General features: G+C 60.7%; 12 protein-coding genes. All 12 read left to right on the top strand.

Annotation, left to right across the window (positions count from 1 at the left end):
• The first annotated feature begins 202 nt into the window (after positions 1–202).
• The 12 genes from AC50YL_RS18440 to AC50YL_RS18495 all read left to right on the top strand — a co-directional run bounded on the left by AC50YL_RS18440 (position 203) and on the right by AC50YL_RS18495 (position 15,648).
• The gene (locus tag AC50YL_RS18440) at positions 203–931 is read left to right on the top strand and encodes an amino acid ABC transporter ATP-binding protein (protein WP_494833736.1); all 729 of its coding nucleotides are present in this window, start codon (positions 203–205) and stop codon (positions 929–931) included.
• Positions 932–1,007: 76 nt separating this feature from the next.
• The gene (locus tag AC50YL_RS18445) at positions 1,008–1,889 is read left to right on the top strand and encodes a transporter substrate-binding domain-containing protein (RefSeq protein ID WP_494833738.1); all 882 of its coding nucleotides are present in this window, start codon (positions 1,008–1,010) and stop codon (positions 1,887–1,889) included.
• Positions 1,890–1,961: 72 nt separating this feature from the next.
• Positions 1,962–2,615 (top strand): amino acid ABC transporter permease, encoded by a 654-nt coding sequence (locus tag AC50YL_RS18450; protein ID WP_494833739.1) that lies wholly within the window; start codon positions 1,962–1,964, stop codon positions 2,613–2,615.
• A 62-nt stretch (positions 2,616–2,677) separates the two neighbouring features.
• Complete coding sequence (locus tag AC50YL_RS18455; protein ID WP_494833740.1) at positions 2,678–3,328, top strand: amino acid ABC transporter permease; 651 nt, start codon at positions 2,678–2,680, stop codon at positions 3,326–3,328.
• Positions 3,329–3,409: 81 nt separating this feature from the next.
• Positions 3,410–4,696 carry an ATP-binding protein gene (locus AC50YL_RS18460; protein WP_494833742.1) on the top strand — a complete coding sequence of 429 codons (1,287 nt, stop codon included), beginning with the start codon at positions 3,410–3,412 and terminating at the stop codon, positions 4,694–4,696.
• Positions 4,697–4,701: 5 nt separating this feature from the next.
• On the top strand, positions 4,702–5,601 hold the full coding sequence (locus AC50YL_RS18465; RefSeq protein WP_494833743.1) for a response regulator: 900 nt from the start codon (positions 4,702–4,704) through the stop codon (positions 5,599–5,601).
• A 391-nt stretch (positions 5,602–5,992) separates the two neighbouring features.
• The gene (locus AC50YL_RS18470; protein ID WP_494833745.1) at positions 5,993–8,197 is read left to right on the top strand and encodes a golvesin C-terminal-like domain-containing protein; all 2,205 of its coding nucleotides are present in this window, start codon (positions 5,993–5,995) and stop codon (positions 8,195–8,197) included.
• Positions 8,198–8,688: 491 nt separating this feature from the next.
• Positions 8,689–9,072 carry a YciI family protein gene (locus tag AC50YL_RS18475; protein WP_494833746.1) on the top strand — a complete coding sequence of 128 codons (384 nt, stop codon included), beginning with the start codon at positions 8,689–8,691 and terminating at the stop codon, positions 9,070–9,072.
• Positions 9,073–9,157: 85 nt separating this feature from the next.
• Positions 9,158–10,543, top strand: coding sequence for a helix-turn-helix domain-containing protein (locus AC50YL_RS18480; RefSeq protein ID WP_494833747.1), 1,386 nt, complete (start codon positions 9,158–9,160; stop codon positions 10,541–10,543).
• Between the two features lie 170 nt (positions 10,544–10,713).
• Complete coding sequence (locus AC50YL_RS18485; protein ID WP_494833748.1) at positions 10,714–12,288, top strand: helix-turn-helix domain-containing protein; 1,575 nt, start codon at positions 10,714–10,716, stop codon at positions 12,286–12,288.
• Positions 12,275–14,071 (top strand): cache domain-containing sensor histidine kinase, encoded by a 1,797-nt coding sequence (locus AC50YL_RS18490; RefSeq protein ID WP_494833749.1) that lies wholly within the window; start codon positions 12,275–12,277, stop codon positions 14,069–14,071. The genes AC50YL_RS18485 and AC50YL_RS18490 overlap by 14 nt, the downstream gene beginning before the upstream one ends.
• On the top strand, positions 14,053–15,648 hold the full coding sequence (locus tag AC50YL_RS18495) for a response regulator transcription factor (protein ID WP_494833750.1): 1,596 nt from the start codon (positions 14,053–14,055) through the stop codon (positions 15,646–15,648). The genes AC50YL_RS18490 and AC50YL_RS18495 overlap by 19 nt, the downstream gene beginning before the upstream one ends.
• Positions 15,649–15,677: the final 29 nt, after the last annotated feature.

Consider the following 15,677-nt stretch of genomic DNA (forward strand, 5'->3'; position numbering starts at 1 on the left):
AGCCGGCGCGTGAACATAGAGATGATCAAGAAGCCCGCAGCGATGCGGGCTTCTTTGCGTGCTGGACATGAAAAAAATTCCATGCGAACTGTAGGATTCGATAGGATCGCGTAGGTTTTCGTTATGATTATCTACACATCATGTGATTTTACATAACATAACCTGTCCCGATTGTGAGCGAGATGCGGAAAGGAGGATGCCGATGATCGAATTTCGGCAAGTGGAGAAGCATTACGGCGATTTTCATGTGCTCAAGACGATCGATCTGCAAGTCGCGCAGGGAGAAGTCGTCGTCGTGGTCGGTCCGTCGGGCTCGGGGAAAAGTACCCTGCTCCGGTGCATCAATCGGCTCGAGACGATTACGAGCGGCAGCCTGACCGTGGACGACGTGAAGGTCAACGACAAGCAGACCGACATCAACAAGCTGCGGCGGGACATCGGAATGGTATTTCAGCATTTCAATCTCTATCCCCATATGAAGGTCATCGACAACATCACGCTGGCTCCGATGAAGGTGCTCGGCATCCCGAAGCCGGAAGCGGCGGCGACGGCCATGTTTTATCTGGAGAAAGTCGGCATCGGGGACAAGGCGGACCGGTATCCGTCGCAATTGTCGGGCGGCCAGCAGCAGCGCGTGGCGATCGCGAGGGGGCTGGCCATGAAGCCGAAGATCATGCTCTTCGACGAGCCGACGTCCGCCCTCGACCCGGAAATGGTCGGGGAAGTGCTGGACGTCATGCAGACGTTGGCACGGGAAGGCATGACGATGATCGTCGTCACGCACGAGATGGGCTTCGCGCGGGAAGCGGGCGACCGGGTCGTGTTCATGGACGAAGGCCGAATCGTGGAAATCGCCCCGCCGGAGGAATTCTTCGCGCAGCCGCGCGAGGACAGGGCGCGCCTGTTTCTGAAACGGGTGCTTCGCCATTAGCGACCTTTGTTCACGGTTTACCAGCAAGCGCTCGAGAATTGGATCCGACCATATTCACGGAGAGGGGTTTTGCGTCATGAAGAAACGAAATTGGATAACGGCGCTCGTGATGATGACGATGTTCGCCACGGTGGTATTGACGGGATGCGGCAGCAACGAGGGAGGGAACGGCAACAGCGCCGGCGGTGCGAACGGCGGAGTGAACGGCGCCGCGAACGGCGGGGAAACGTCCGAATCGTCGCCGGCGCTGGACGCGATCAAGAGCCGGGGAAAGCTCGTCGTCGGCGTCAAGTACGATACGAAGCTGTTCGGCCTGAAGGATCCCGCGAGCGGAAACGTCGAAGGGTTCGACGTCGACATCGCGAAAGCGCTCGCGAAGGAAATTCTCGGGGACGAGACCAAGCTCGAGCTCAAGGAAGTCACCTCGAAAACCCGCATTCCCATGCTGAACAACAACGATATCGACATGATCGTCGCCACGATGACGATTACGGAAGAGCGCAAGAAAGAGGTCGATTTCTCCGACGTGTACTTCAAGGCCGGCCAATCGCTGCTGGTGAAGAAGGGCAGTCCCATCGCAAGCATCGACGACATCAAGAAGGGAACGAAGGTATTGGCCGTCAAGGGCTCGACCTCGGTGGATAACATCAAAGCCAAAGCCCCGGACGCGACCGTACTGGAATTCGATAATTATCAGGATGCCTTCAGCGCGCTCAAAGCCGGTCAAGGCGATACGCTGACGACCGACAACGCGATCTTGTACGGCATGGAGGCTCAGGACCCGGGCTACGTGGTGGTTGGAGAGCCGTTTACCGACGAGCCGTACGGCATCGCGATCAAGAAGGGCTCGACCGATCTGTTGAACAGCGTCAACGAAGGGTTGAAGAAGCTGCACGACAGCGGCGATTACGACAAAATATACGAGCAATGGATCGGGAAAGCCCCGTCCGGGGAATAAATCGTCCGCATGCAGCGAGATGGGTGGCCAACCGCCACCCATCTTCTGCATTGACGGGGCAGGAGGGATAGCATGCCGGACATATCGATATTCACGGACTATTTCGGAATCTATATGAAAGGGTTCGGCAACACGGTCGCGGCAAGCGTCATCGCGCTGCTCGGCAGCTTCGCGATCGGGACGATCATCGCCGTATTTCGCATCTCGTCCGTCAAGCCGCTGCGGTGGGCTGGAACGGCTTATGTCGAGTTTATCCGGAACATCCCGCTGCTGCTGGTCATTTTCGTGTTCTATTATGGCTTGCCCTCGATCGGCATTACGCTGAGCGGATTCATCTGCGGCACGATCGGGCTGATGGTCTATACCGCCTCGTTCGTCGCCGAAGCGATCAGGGCGGGCATCATGAGCGTGCCGGCCGGCCAATCGGAGGCGGCCAGGGCTTCGGGCTTGTCGTACATGGGGACGATGCGGCATGTCGTGCTGCCGCAGGCGATCAAAATCGTCATCCCGCCGCTCAGCAACCAGTTCATCAATTTGGTCAAAAACTCGTCGATTCTCGGCGTGTTTGCCGGCTTCGACCTGATGTATTACGGCGATCAGGTGGCCGGCAAGACCTACGCGACCTTCGATACCTACATTTTCGTCGGCTTGCTTTATCTCGTTCTGACCTTGCCGTTAAGCTATGCGGCGCTTCGGCTGGAACGAAGACTGGCCGGAAACGGTTGAGCGGACGGATAAGCATTCTGCGGGAAGCATGTCGCGCATATCACTTTTAGGAGGGTCGGGGGATGGACATTGCAGGCGCATTCTCATACCATAATCTTATGTTTATTCTCGAAGGCTTCGGCATCACGCTCTGGGTCGCTTTCGTCGCGATCGTGCTGAGCTTCGTGCTGGGCAGCATCGCCGGGACGCTGCGTTATATGCGAATCCCGGTCGTATCCCGGATCCTCGGCGTGCTCGTCGAGCTCATCCGCAATTTGCCGCTCCTGCTGATCCTGTTCTTCACTTACTTCGCCTTGCCGGATATAGGCGTCAAACTGGGCGTCATGAGCTCGGCCATCGTCGGCTTAGCGGTGTTCGAGGCCGCCATGATCTCCGAAATCGTGCGCAGCGGCTTAAGCTCCATCCCGAAGGGCCAGGTCGAGGCCGCCCGTTCATCGGGTCTGTCCTATCTGCAGGCCGTCTGGCATATCGTGCTGCCGCAGGGGCTGAGGCGCATGGTGCCGCCAATGGTGAGCCAGTTCATCTCCTTGCTCAAGGACACGTCCCTCGCCATCGTCATCTCGCTGCCGGAGCTGATGCATAACGCCAAGATCGTGATCGCGCAGAGCTACGATTATACGATTCCGATTCTCGCCATCGTGGCCGTCTTGTATTTCGCCGTTAATTACGCGCTGTCGCTCGCGGCCAAGCGGCTGGAAAATAAACGGGTCTAAGACGCAGCTTGTTCATGGCCGCGTTCATGACCCTCCGCGTCGTGCCCGGCGGCAGGCAGTCAGGGGGGCTTTGCGATCGCCATGCAGAACTGGTTGAAATCCGAAAGCATGCAAATCACAGTCGTGGCCGTCGTCGTCGCGGTCGCGGGCGAATTCAAGATCAATCCGTTTATCGGCGAGGTCTTTCGCATCGGGCTCGGCAGCAGCGCCTTCCTGTTCCTGTTGCTGTTGATGAGCCATCTGCCTTATTTCAAAACGGGGATCGCCGTCGGCGCGACGGTGCTGTTGTTCCGGATCACTTCCGACGGCGCCGCGTCGGCAGATGCCTTCTCGCTTCTCGACAGCGCCCGGACGCATTTCTCCGCCATGCTGTACTACGTCGTCTTCGGGACGGGCATGGCGTTGATTCATCGCCGGTTGCACCAACTGAACCCGCTGGTTCTCGGCGCCTGCGTCTCGCTGATCGACGTCGTGTCGAACGGCGCCGAGCTGCTGTCGCGGAGCATGGCCTTCGGTTTGCCTTACTTTCAGTCCAGCCAGTGGGTGCTGATCTCGGTCATCGCCGCGGTGCGCAGCTATTTCACCACCGGCATCTACAGCAGCATCGCGGTGAGCCAGATGCGCAGCGTCCATGCCGAGCAGCAGAAACGGATGGAACAAATGATCAACGTCGGGAGCGGGCTCTACGGCGAAGTGTTCTATTTACGCAAATCGATGGACGTCATCGAACGGATTACCGCCAAGAGCCACGACCTGTACGGCCGATTGATCGAAGAAGGGCTGCCCGAGCACGGCCGGTCCGTGCTTGAGATCACCCAACAGATCCACGAGGTGAAGAAGGACTCGCAGCGAATCCTGGCGGGGCTGGTGAAGCTGGTCGACCTGGAAAGCGCGCCGGAAATGACGTTGGCGGAGATCGTGGAGCTGGTGGCGAAGTCGAACGGCGAGTATAGCCGGATGCTGAACAAAGACGTGCGGCTGGAGAAGGACGTCGGCATCGATTACATCACCTCCCACTATATTCCGCTGATCACCGTGCTGAACAACCTGGTGGCCAATTCGGCCGAAGCGATCGAGCATCGGGGGAGTATACGCATTCGGGTGCGCGAACGCGGGGGAGAGACCGAATTCGTCGTCGCCGATACCGGGACGGGCATTGCCGAGCAGGACAAGGATATGGTGTTCGAGCCCGGTTTCACGACCAAATTCAATCAGGAAGGAACCGCGGCCACGGGCATCGGCCTCTCGCATGTCCGCGATATCGTCGGTTCCTTCGAAGGCAGGTTTCTCCTGCTCGAACCGGGCGAGGCGGCGGAAACCACGTTCGTCGCGGCCTTTCCTACCGCGAAGCTGAAGAAGGGGGTGTAGGCGCCATGCTGTCGTTTTGCATCGTGGACGACGATGCGGTAAGCAGGCGGATGCTGCAGACGATCATCGAGAAGGGCGGCGTCGGCGAGGTTGTCGGGATGGCGGCCGGCGGCATCGAAGGCAAGCGGCTCATCCTGGACGAGAACCCGGACGTCGTGCTGATCGATCTGTTGATGCCGGACCAGGACGGGATCGAAACGATCGCGCGGCTGAAGCAGGAAGGCTACGAAGGAAAGTACGTGATGATCTCCCAGATCGAGAATAAGGCCATGATCAGCAAGGCGTACCAAGCGGGCATCGAATTCTATATCCAGAAGCCGATTAACCGGGTGGAGGTCAAAGCGGTGCTCGGCAAAGTAAGCGAACAGTGGAAAATGGCCCGCTACCTGAAAGAAATCAAGCAGTCGATCGCGAAGCTCGACGATCTGAATCCGGAGCCGTCTGGCGCGCGGAAGAAGCAGGACGCCAAGGAGATCATGCGGATGATGCTGATGGACATGGGCATCGTCGGCGAAAGCGGGAGCCACGACATCATCGCCATGATGGAGCATCTGATTCTATTCCATAAGGGAGGCGGCTTCCCGCCGCTGAAAGAATTGTACGAGGCCGGCGCGCGGGCGTCCAAGCCGGACTGCGGCGACGTCGAGAAAGAAGGGAAGGCGGTCGAGCAGCGCATCCGGCGGACCGTCATCGCCGCCTTGTCCAATCTGGCGAGCATCGGGCTCACGGACTACGGCCATCCGAAGTTCGAGTATTACGCCCCGCTTTATTTCGACTTCGAGGACGTGCGCCTCAAGATGCGGGAGATCGACGAGAAACGCCCGCAGGCGAAGCGCAAGGTCAACATCAAGAAGTTCCTCCAGGTGTTCTATTTGGAAACCCTCGACAAAATGAAAAATCAGTAACGCTCCACCCGAGCATTTTCTTCCGAATTCCGTGAACCGTGAACCGCAGTTGCAATCGCCAATTACCGCGATGCAGCAGCGTTCGCGGTTTTTTTGTTGTCGTTTCGCATGAAAATGCATTGAAAGCGTATACATTGAACGGGGCTATAGGCTCCGAGAACTAGAATCCGTCTGAGGGGGTTGAATAAGCATCGGAAAATACGTCGGGGGGAAGTCATTTCGCGCATCGGGCGATGCGCTCGAGAATGGAGGGGTATGCACATGAATAAAGCGTCGAAACAAAGCCTGCGTTTTTTTCGTTATCCTGTTCGCCGTCTGGCTGTTGGCGGGTAACCCGGACCAAGTTCGGGGGGATGCCGCGAATTATATAACGCGAAGCGGCGATAAGCTGATGGACGGCTCGTCCGAATATCGGTTCATCGGCACCAACGCGCCGTTCCTGGGACGCGCGTGGGCGGATCCGGCCGAGATCGAGGACGAGATTCGGGCGGCGAGCCGTTCGGGCATCGATGTGATCCGCTTGTATCCGTTCGAGGTGAAGATGGCCGGCGACCTTCCGGGCACATACCGGCATGTCATGGGGCCAGGCATGTTCAACGAGAACGCCTTCCGGCTTCTCGACAGGATCCTGCAGCTGGCCAACGCGTACAACGTCCGGTTGATCGTGCCTTTCGTGGACAGCTATACGTACGTCGGCGGAACGGCCGATTGGGCGGCATTCCGCGGCAAGAGCGCCGACGCCTTTTGGAGCGATCCGGTCGTCAGGCAGGATTTCAAGGATTTTATCGGGTTCGTCGTGAATCGGGTCAATACGTATACGAACGTGGCGTACAAGGACGATAAAGCGATTTTGGCGTGGCAGCTCGGCAACGAGCTGCGGTCCACGGACGGCTGGTCCAGCGAGATGGCCGCCTATATCAAAGGTCTCGACGCCAACCATCTCGTAGGCGACGGCGGCTATGTGCGCGCGCAGGGAATCCGGGTCAACGCGGTGAACGACCCTAATATCGATTTTATTGATCCGCATATCTATCTATACCACAATTATCCGGATCCGGTTGCCAAGCTTAACGAGTGGCGGGCGGCGACCCGCGGCAAGAAACCGCTCGTTCTCGGCGAATTCGGCGATTTCCCGCCTGCCGTGAACGAACAATTGCTGAACGCTATCCAAAGCAACGGGACGGCCGGCGCGATGATCTGGGGCAGCATGTCCCATCATCGGTTGGGCGGCTGGCATTGGCCGCCGGTCGGCGACTGGTCCTACTTGCGTTATCCCGGCCTTCCGAGCGGCGGCTGGGCGAACGAAGCGCCGATCTTCGAACAGCTGCGCAGTTACGCGTATTCGATCAAAGGGTTGACGGTTCCGTCGTGGCCCGCGCCGCCCGCGCCCGTGCTGTTTCCGTCCGATTCCGTGCGCTCGCTCTCCTGGCTCGGCGTCTCGACCGCGGGCGCTTACGACGTCGAACGCGCGACGTCCGCGTCCGGCCCGTGGAGCGTAATCGCGGCCGGCGTCACGGACGACGTCACCGCGCCGGACTATTACAACTTCCCCGTGCCGGCCGCGGACGATGCGGATGCGGCAGCGGGAACGGGCTACTATTACAGGATTCGGGCGATCGGTCCCGATGGCGCCTATTCGCCGTATTCGAACACGATCGGCCCGATCATGCCGAGTGCGGCGATCGTCGTCGACAACGGGGACGCCGGCTATTCGGAGTCGGGAACTTGGGGCGGCAGCGAGCTGCCGGGCAGCTACGCCGGCGGTTCCCGCTACAGCAGCGCGGCCGGAAGCACGGCGAAATGGATGCTTGGCATCGACGATCCCGGCTACTACCGCGTCTATGTCCGGTATCCGTACCATCAAACCTCGTCAAGGAGCGTCGCCTATACGGTCTATCATAACGGCGCGACCGACGCGATAACGGCCGTCGACCAGACGACGATCGCGGGCGAATGGCGCTTGATCGACACGGCGTATTTCGCGGCGGGCGGGGATCAGTACGTCAGGCTCACCGCGGGTTCCATTGCCGGCTCCGGTAACGCCTCGAGAGCCGACGCGGTGATGCTCGAGCCGGTCGGCTACGGCGATTTCTTCCAAGGCGGCGCCGTCTCCGCCGAATGGACCGCGCTCGGCGGCGCCTGGTCCGTCGCGGACGACATCACGAAGGTGCTGAAGCAATCCGCGCCGGGCATCGCGGAGACGAGAGCCGCGGCGACCTACGCCGACGTCGCCGTGACGGCCGCGGTCAAAGCGTACGGCGCCGGCGCGGCCGAGTCTTCGTCCGGCGTGATCGCGCGGGCAAGCGCCGATTTCTCCAGCTTCTACACGCTGCGTATCAACTACAGCCAGAACAAGGTCCAGCTCTACCGAAAAGTCGGCGGCAACTGGCTGAAGCTCGGCGAGGCCGATCTGCCCGCAAGTCCCGGAACCTGGTACGTGCTGCGGCTGGAGCTGCGCGGCAGCTCGCTTATCGGTTACGTCAACGGCATACGGAAGATCGGCGTCGCCGACGCCAGCCTGACGAACGGGTACGTCGGACTTCGAACGTACGACCAGACGGCGGTGTTCGACAACTTCCTCGCGGCGGCCGATTAACCGAGAGAGAATCGGTTTTCGGGAATCGGTTGTTTTGGAGATTCATATCGAGAAGTCGGACATCTGCAATCAAGTGTCGAGAATACGGCGACCCATTGGAGTACTGCGATCCATTCGAACCGTGCGGCCGTCCGTGCCGCACGGTTTTCTTACTGCCCCGTCGGGACAAGGAGTTGGAACGGCATCGGCTATTCTCCCGTTATGACAACGGCGAGTCGGCAGACGGGTGGATTATAGCAAAAGGTCCATTATAATAGATGAAACAGCTGCCGTAGAGTCCGGCTCGGCGCTTGGAAGAGCTTCAACAATTGGCGCGAGCTGCCGATTTAGTGGGTGATTCCGTATCTTTGTCGAGTCTCGCGCTGCGGCGATGTCGATCTCGCGGGCTGCCGTTCGTCGTCTTCATAGAGGCAGGCGTGCAAGCCGGCGACCGGACCTGCCGCCATGTCTGGCATGCAAACCATAATCCGACCATGTAAAGGAGAATGAAGATGAAATTCTTATGTTTGGGTTACCTTGATCCGGAGAAAATGGATGCACGTCCGAAGGAGGAGATCGAAGCCGTCATGCGCGGCTGCCAGCCTCATCTCGAGGTATTCTACGCGAGCGGCCAAGTGCTCGTCGATGCCGGCCTCGACAAGGCGTCCGCGAGCTTGCGCCGGACGAACGGCAGGGTGAACGTGACCGACGGCCCCTTCATCGAAACGAAGGAGTTGATCGGCAGCGCGTTCCTCATCGAAGCGCGGGACATGGAAGACGCGATCCGGGTCGCTTCGCTGCACCCGGCCGCGCAAATGGCGGCAGCCGAGCAATTCGGCTGGGGCATCGAGATCCGGCCGGTCCATTACTTCGAGGATGGCGTAGGGAAGCGCTGACGCCGGACGCTCGGAGCCCGTCCATCGCCGCCGGCGGACGTGGTATAATCGCCGTAGAAAATTGCGAAAGCGGAGGCGGTCGAGCATGTCATGGATATCGGATGCCGGAGCGGGAAGGGAACACGGCCTGCGGCAATTCGCGCTGCCGGACTACAGGTTTTCGTTCCAGCTGTACGGCGCGCATTGGCGCCAAGTGCGCGAAGGATGGTCGTATCCCGACCACGACCATCCGTTATTCGAACTGAACATCGTGCTGGAGGGCCGACAGGTCATGACGCTCGAAGAGACCGAGCACGAACTGGACGAGGGCGATCTGCTGCTGATCCCGCCGGGCGTCGTTCACCGCGGCAGAATCGGGCAATCGGCGACCATGACGTATTTCTGCCTTCACCTGGATATCGACGACGCCGTTTACCACGGGCTGATCGCCAAGATGGGCAGCGCGGTTTTCCCCGCGAATTCGGAATTGACGCGCAGGCTGCGGCCGTTCTTCGACCGCATGGCCTCGATTTCGGACCTGGAACAAGCGGGCGCGCCGGATGCCGGGTTCGCCATCCGCGCGGCGGCACTGAATCTGCTGCTCGCGCTCGGCGATTACGCCGCGGGCGCCGAAGCTTGCGAAGCAGCATGCGAGGCATCCTCCGCGCGGCGGTCCGGGGAGCAGAGCGATGCCATTCGGCGACTGCGCGAGCGGAACGCGCTCGAGAAGAAAGTGCAGGATCTGTTCGGCGCCGCTTCGCATGCGGGCATGCCCGTCCATGAGACGCTTTTTCCGCCGTTTCGCTGGGCCGGCTTGTTCTCGGTCATGATTCCGGACCGCGGCTTCTGGACGAAACCGGAGCGGTTCTGGGCGAAAGTGCTGCTGGAGGACGCGCTGTCCGAGCACGGCAGCGCGGTCGTTATCGTCGGCGAGCAGTTGATGACCGCGGTGCTGTTCTCCGACCGCTTCACCGTTCCGCCGGTCGAGGAATACGCGACGAGAATCAAGTCGCTGCTGGAGAAGAACCTGAACGTCGCCATCCGGCTCGGCATCGGGGGCATCGCCGCGGCGCTCGGCGAGCTTAGCGGATTGTACAAGCAAAGCCTGAGCAGCTTGGGCATGAACGAGCTCTATCCCGCCCCGAGACGCGACTTCGATTTTATCAGCCGCATCATTCGGATCGCGCTGCTGATGATCGAGTCCGATTACGCCAATACCGAATTGACGCTCGGCATGCTGGCGCGGAAGCTGGAGCTGACGCCGAATTATTTGAGCGCGCTGTTCACGAGCGAAACCGGGCACGCGTTCACCTGGCATTTGTCGCGCTTCCGCGTCGAACGCGCGAAAACGCTGTTGAAGGAAACGAACTTGAAAATCTATCAGATCGGCAAGCAGGTCGGCTACGGCGACCAAGCGTACTTCAGCCGCTTGTTCAAAGCGGTCGCCGGCGTCAGCCCGGGCGAATATCGGACGAGCGCCGCCGCCGAGTAGAGGCAGAAGGGCGGAGGGTCGTTCGCGATCGTCGAATATTTGTCTTAGGTTCCATTAAAAGCGCTTCCATAATGAGTGTAGAATCAAACAAGAAATCGTAGTTCCGTCCATTGTCGCTTATGCGGACAAATGCCATACTAGACGTAAAAAACTGCGTGGCGGTGAAGCCGATGTTTAAGGTGCTTGTCGTGGACGACGAACCGTTTATGATCGAAGGCTGGAAAACGATGGTCGACTGGCACGGCTGCGGATACGAATTATGCGGCACGGCGACGGACGGCGAGGAAGCGATCGCGTCGATCAAGACCAGCCCGCCCGACCTCGTGGTGACCGATATCCGGATGCCCGTGCTTGACGGTCTCGGTCTGATTCGGGCCATGAAGGAAGAATTGGGCGTCAGTGCCAAGACCGTTATCGTGAGCGGCTATTCGGAGTTCGGCTACGCGCAGGAAGCGCTCCGCTATCAAGTAGACCGCTACGTGCTCAAGCCGCTCGTCGCGGAGGAAATCCATCGCGTGCTGCTCGAGCTTGCGGGTCCGCTCGAGGAACGGCGCCTGGCGGAGGCGTCTGCCGGCAGGGAGGAACTCGCCGCCGCCGCTTCCGCGATCGTCGGCGTCTTGAAGCCGGGGGGCGCGGCAGCGGTCGACTCCGCGGCTCGTCTGCTCGGGGCGAACGGGCAGACCCGCTGCCGCTTGCTGCTGGCCGAATCGACTCTTGGCAAGACCGACGGCGCGGCCGTGGATACCCGGCTGCAGGCGCTAGTCGCCGCCGCCTTTCGCCGCGGGCTTCGGGCTTTTCCGTTCGAGGAAGCGCCGGGCCGGGCAGGAATGCTCGTGCTGGACGAAGGGGTGGCCGGCGAGGAATTCGAAGCGCGGCTGGCGGAGGCGGCGACGCGGCTGTCATGGCCGCTTCAAGGGCTGGCCTTGTACTGCAGCGGTACCGCATACGGACTTGACAGCTTGCCCGAACTGCTCGGCCAGGCGCTGGAGCTGCGCCGCCGCGCCTTGCTTGGACGGCGGGCGGGCGTGCACGTGTTCCGCGGCGGGCGGACGCTGCCCGAGGGATGCCGGCCGAAGGATGTCGCGGCGCGGGCCGAGCAGCTGCTGCGCGCGATCGAAGCGGGCGACGAGGCGGCCGTGCGCCGGTCGGTCGCCTCGCTGCTCGGCTTGCTCGCAAGCGGCGACGCGACCGGCGAATGGGCGGCATTCGCGGCCAGTCATATTCGGGGCGAGCTGATTCGCCGCTTCGCGGCGCTCGAGATTGACTCCGCTGCCGGTACCGAATGGATGCGGCTGCTGTTGCTGGAGAGCCGTCCGGACGCGGCCGAATGGTGCCGCGAGACGATCGAAGCGCTGTGCCTTCGCGCGGCGAGCCTGCTGGCCGAACGGAAAGCGGCCCCGGCACGCAGCCGTGCCGTAGCGGACGCGGTCGCGTTCCTGAAAGCGCATGTCCGCGATAAAATCCAGCTGCAGGCGCTCGCGGAACGGTTCGGCCTCAGCCCGGTTTATTTCGGTCAGCAATTCAAGCGGGAAACCGGTTGCACCTTCAACGAGTACGCGCATCGGCTGCGGATCGACGAGGCCAGGAAGCTGCTGCGCCGGACGGACCTGAAGGTGTCCGCGATCGCCAGAACGCTCGGTTATCACGACACGGATTATTTTACCGATAAATTTAAAGCGCTTACAGGAGAATTGCCGTCTGCCTACAAAAACAAGCGTAAGGGTGAAGGATATGCGGACCGGTAGGCCGTTCTTCCATAAAGTCAACGATATCCCCCTGAATTACAAGTTTATCCTCATTTATTTGCTCTGCGTGCTGCTTCCGATCATGACGATCAACCTCTTCTTCTTCAAGCAAAATTCGGCTCATATCCGGGTTCGCGAGCAGGATAACCTGCGCAAATCGATCGAACGCGCATCCGGCGAGCTGCTGGACATGATCGACGAAAGCGTCGCGCTCAGCCATTCGATCGCGAGCGACGATTCGGTCTACGAGGCGCTTGACCGCACCTACGGAAGTCCGCTCGACTATTACGGCGTGTACGACGGCTTTTTGCGGGATAAGCTGAAGCGCTACATGTCATCCTACCCGAATATCGTCGAGATCCGGATCTATACCGATAACCCGACGATCCAAACCGGCGCGAATTACCACGTGATCGGCAATGCCTCCCGCGACCTCCCATGGCTTGACCGGCTGCGGCAGTCGCCTAGCAAATCGACGGTCGTCTCCTATTACGAGAGCGACGGCTTGAATCCGGGCAAGCGGATCAGCGTCGTCAGCAAGCTGGACACGTACGCATCGCTGTCCCGGTACGGCAAATATTTGCGGATCGATCTGAACGTGGACAAAATCAACGGCATTTTGAACCGCGAGATCGACAGCCTGCAGCTTCGGCTTATGGACGACCGGAACCGGATCGTCGCGTCCGGCATCGGCGACGACGAGCGGCAATCGCCGATCGCTCCCGATGCGGCCGTCGCGAAGGCGCGACCCGGCTACGTCATGGAGCGCGAGATCGGAGACTTCAGCTACATAAAGGGCTGGAAGCTCGTCGGAGTCGCGGATACCCGGCGGATCGACAGCCTGATGGACGACGCGCGCCGTTCGATTATTTGGCTGGCAGTCATCAGCACCGTCATACCGTCGCTGCTGATCTATATCATTTTCCGTTCCTATCACTATCGGGTGAAGAAGCTGTCCAGGCATATGGAGAAGGTGCGCAACGAAAGGTTCGATCCCATCGACATGCAGGAGGGGCGCGACGAGATCGGCGGCTTGATCCGCACCTTCAACGTCATGACGGGGAAGATCACGTCCCTCATCAACGACGTCTACAAGCTGGAGATCCGGCAGAAGAGCCTGGAGCTGGAGCGGGTGCGCACGGAGCTCGCCATGCTGCAAAGCCAAATGAACCCGCACTTCCTGTTCAATACGCTCAACGCGCTGCTGGTCGTCTGCACGAAGAACGGGTATTCCGACGTGACCGGGATCATCAAGAATTTGTCCTTGCTCATGCGGCAGCTGCTGAGCCGCGCCGACGGTCTCGTGCCGCTCCAAGAGGAGCTTCAATTCACTTCCATGTATCTGCAAATCGAAAAGTTCCGCTTCGGCGACCTGTTCGATTATTCGTTCGACGTCGATCCGCGGGCGCTCGCGCTGCGCATTCCGCGCATGAGCATTCAGCCGCTCGTCGAGAACGCGTGCAAGCACGGATTGCAGGCGAGAAAAGGCGACCGGACGATTCGGGTAACGGCGAGGCTCACGGAACGCGCGCTGGAAATCGCGATCGCCGACAACGGCGTCGGGATGGAGCCGGGGAAGCTGCGTCAGCTGATGGCCGACGTCCGTTCCGAGCAGGAGATGGACGGCCACGTCGGCATCCGCAACGTATACCGGAGATTGGAGCTGTTCTATGACGGCCGCGTCCGTTTTCTGATGGAGAGCGATCCGGCGACGGGAACGGAGGCGGGCTTCCATATCCCGCTCGCCCGTCTGGAAGCGGACGGATGGAAGAAGGAGGCGTGAACGTGTACAAAGTGCTGCTCGTCGACGACGAACCGTTCGCCATTCAGGGGCTCGAGCTGATGGTCGATTGGGAGAAACGCGGATTCAGCGTCGCCGCGGCCTGCGATAACGGAGAGGAAGCGTTGCGGTACATTCGCAGCGATCCGCCGGATCTGGTCGTGACCGATATTCGGATGCCCGTGCTGGACGGGCTTCAGCTGATCGAGGAGACGCGCCGTTCGGGTAATCGGACGACGCTCTTCGTCATTGCAAGCGGCTACCACGATTTCGATTATGCGCGGCGCGCGATCGGGCATGGCGTGTCGCATTTCTTGACCAAGCCGGTCATGGGCGCGGAGGCGGACGAGGTTCTGGCTCGTCTGGAGGGAGAGCTGCGCGGGCGGGAGCGCGATCGGATGATCCGCGACAGCGCGGACCGTTACGAGATCGGCCAAGCGCTGTCGGCGTTGCTCGCCGGCGGCGATCTAACCGATGGGCAGCCGGCTATGCAGGCGATATCGCGCCTTTCCGGCGGCGCGCGGGAATGGACGTACCTCGGCATCGAGACGGACGCCGAAGCGGCGGGTCCCGCCCGCGAGGCGGCGCAGCGGTTCGCGGGCGAACGGTCCTGCTGCTACGTAGTCGATGGCGGACGGGAATCGTTCGGCCTCGTGTGCGGCTCGGACTGCGGCGGCCGGGACGAAGACGGCATCCGCGGGGTTGCGGACCGATTGCTGGAGTCGATGCGAGCCGGGACGAACGGGCGGATCGGTCTCGCGGTCGGTTGCGGAGCGGGCAGCCTAAGCGGCATTGCCGAGTCGTACTGCAGCGCGGCGGAGGCGGGCCGCTTTCTTTTTTTCGGCAGAGGCGCCATCGTCCATTACGCGGACGTTCGGGATATGCGGCTCTCGTTCGATCCGGAAGCCCTCGGAGCGGCGGATGCGATCGTCGATGAGATCGAGGGCGGCGATCCTAGCTCGCTTGCCGCGGCGGTCCGGGAAGTATTCCGCGCCTTCGAATCGCGGATGGTGCTGCCCGAGCTGGTAGCGCTGTTCTCGACCCGGGTGCTGATGCGCGGTTTGGCGGTCTATCAAGAGCTCGGCGGCGATCCCGACGGGCTGCTGACCGGCGCGGAGCTGAGCGGCAGCGGATGCAGGGGCAGACAGCTGCGGGAAATCGAGCGGGAATTGAGCGGCTTTTGCTTGAAATGCCAAGCCGCCGTCGATTCGCTGCACGGCAAGCGGACGGGCGGCACGCCTTCGAGGGTCGCCGAGTACTTGCGGCTGCACTTCCGGGAAACGCTCACGATCAAGGAAATCGCGGAGCGGTTCTATATCCATCCCGTATATCTGGGGCAAGCGTTCTCGCGCAAATACGGCACGGGCTTGCTGGATTTCGTGCATGATCTCCGCATTGACGAAGCGAAGCGGTTGCTTGGGGAGACGGATGCGGCTGCCGGGGCCATCGCCGAATCGGTCGGTTATCGCGGGTATCAACATTTCCTGAAGCAGTTCGAGAAACGGCTCGGGATGAAGCCCGCGGATTACAAGCTCGCCAGCATTAAGGGAATCCGGCCGAACGGAGAGGCGCGACCTTAAATTAAGGGGGTACGATGCTTTAATCTGAT

Source organism: Paenibacillus sp. J22P277, assembly GCF_059383675.1.

Bases quoted from the DNA above. Each gene is read 5' to 3' on its own strand.
- AC50YL_RS18440 (WP_494833736.1), top strand. From the start codon at position 203: ATGATCGAATTTCGGCAAGTGGAGAAGCATTACGGCGATTTTCATGTG.
- AC50YL_RS18450 (WP_494833739.1), top strand. From the start codon at position 1,962: ATGCCGGACATATCGATATTCACGGACTATTTCGGAATCTATATGAAA.
- AC50YL_RS18455 (WP_494833740.1), top strand. From the start codon at position 2,678: ATGGACATTGCAGGCGCATTCTCATACCATAATCTTATGTTTATTCTC.
- AC50YL_RS18490 (WP_494833749.1), top strand. From the start codon at position 12,275: ATGCGGACCGGTAGGCCGTTCTTCCATAAAGTCAACGATATCCCCCTG.
- AC50YL_RS18495 (WP_494833750.1), top strand. From the start codon at position 14,053: ATGGAAGAAGGAGGCGTGAACGTGTACAAAGTGCTGCTCGTCGACGAC.
- AC50YL_RS18470 (WP_494833745.1), top strand. From the start codon at position 5,993: ATGGACGGCTCGTCCGAATATCGGTTCATCGGCACCAACGCGCCGTTC.
- AC50YL_RS18445 (WP_494833738.1), top strand. From the start codon at position 1,008: ATGAAGAAACGAAATTGGATAACGGCGCTCGTGATGATGACGATGTTC.
- AC50YL_RS18480 (WP_494833747.1), top strand. From the start codon at position 9,158: ATGTCATGGATATCGGATGCCGGAGCGGGAAGGGAACACGGCCTGCGG.
- AC50YL_RS18460 (WP_494833742.1), top strand. From the start codon at position 3,410: ATGCAGAACTGGTTGAAATCCGAAAGCATGCAAATCACAGTCGTGGCC.
- AC50YL_RS18485 (WP_494833748.1), top strand. From the start codon at position 10,714: ATGTTTAAGGTGCTTGTCGTGGACGACGAACCGTTTATGATCGAAGGC.
- AC50YL_RS18465 (WP_494833743.1), top strand. From the start codon at position 4,702: ATGCTGTCGTTTTGCATCGTGGACGACGATGCGGTAAGCAGGCGGATG.
- AC50YL_RS18475 (WP_494833746.1), top strand. From the start codon at position 8,689: ATGAAATTCTTATGTTTGGGTTACCTTGATCCGGAGAAAATGGATGCA.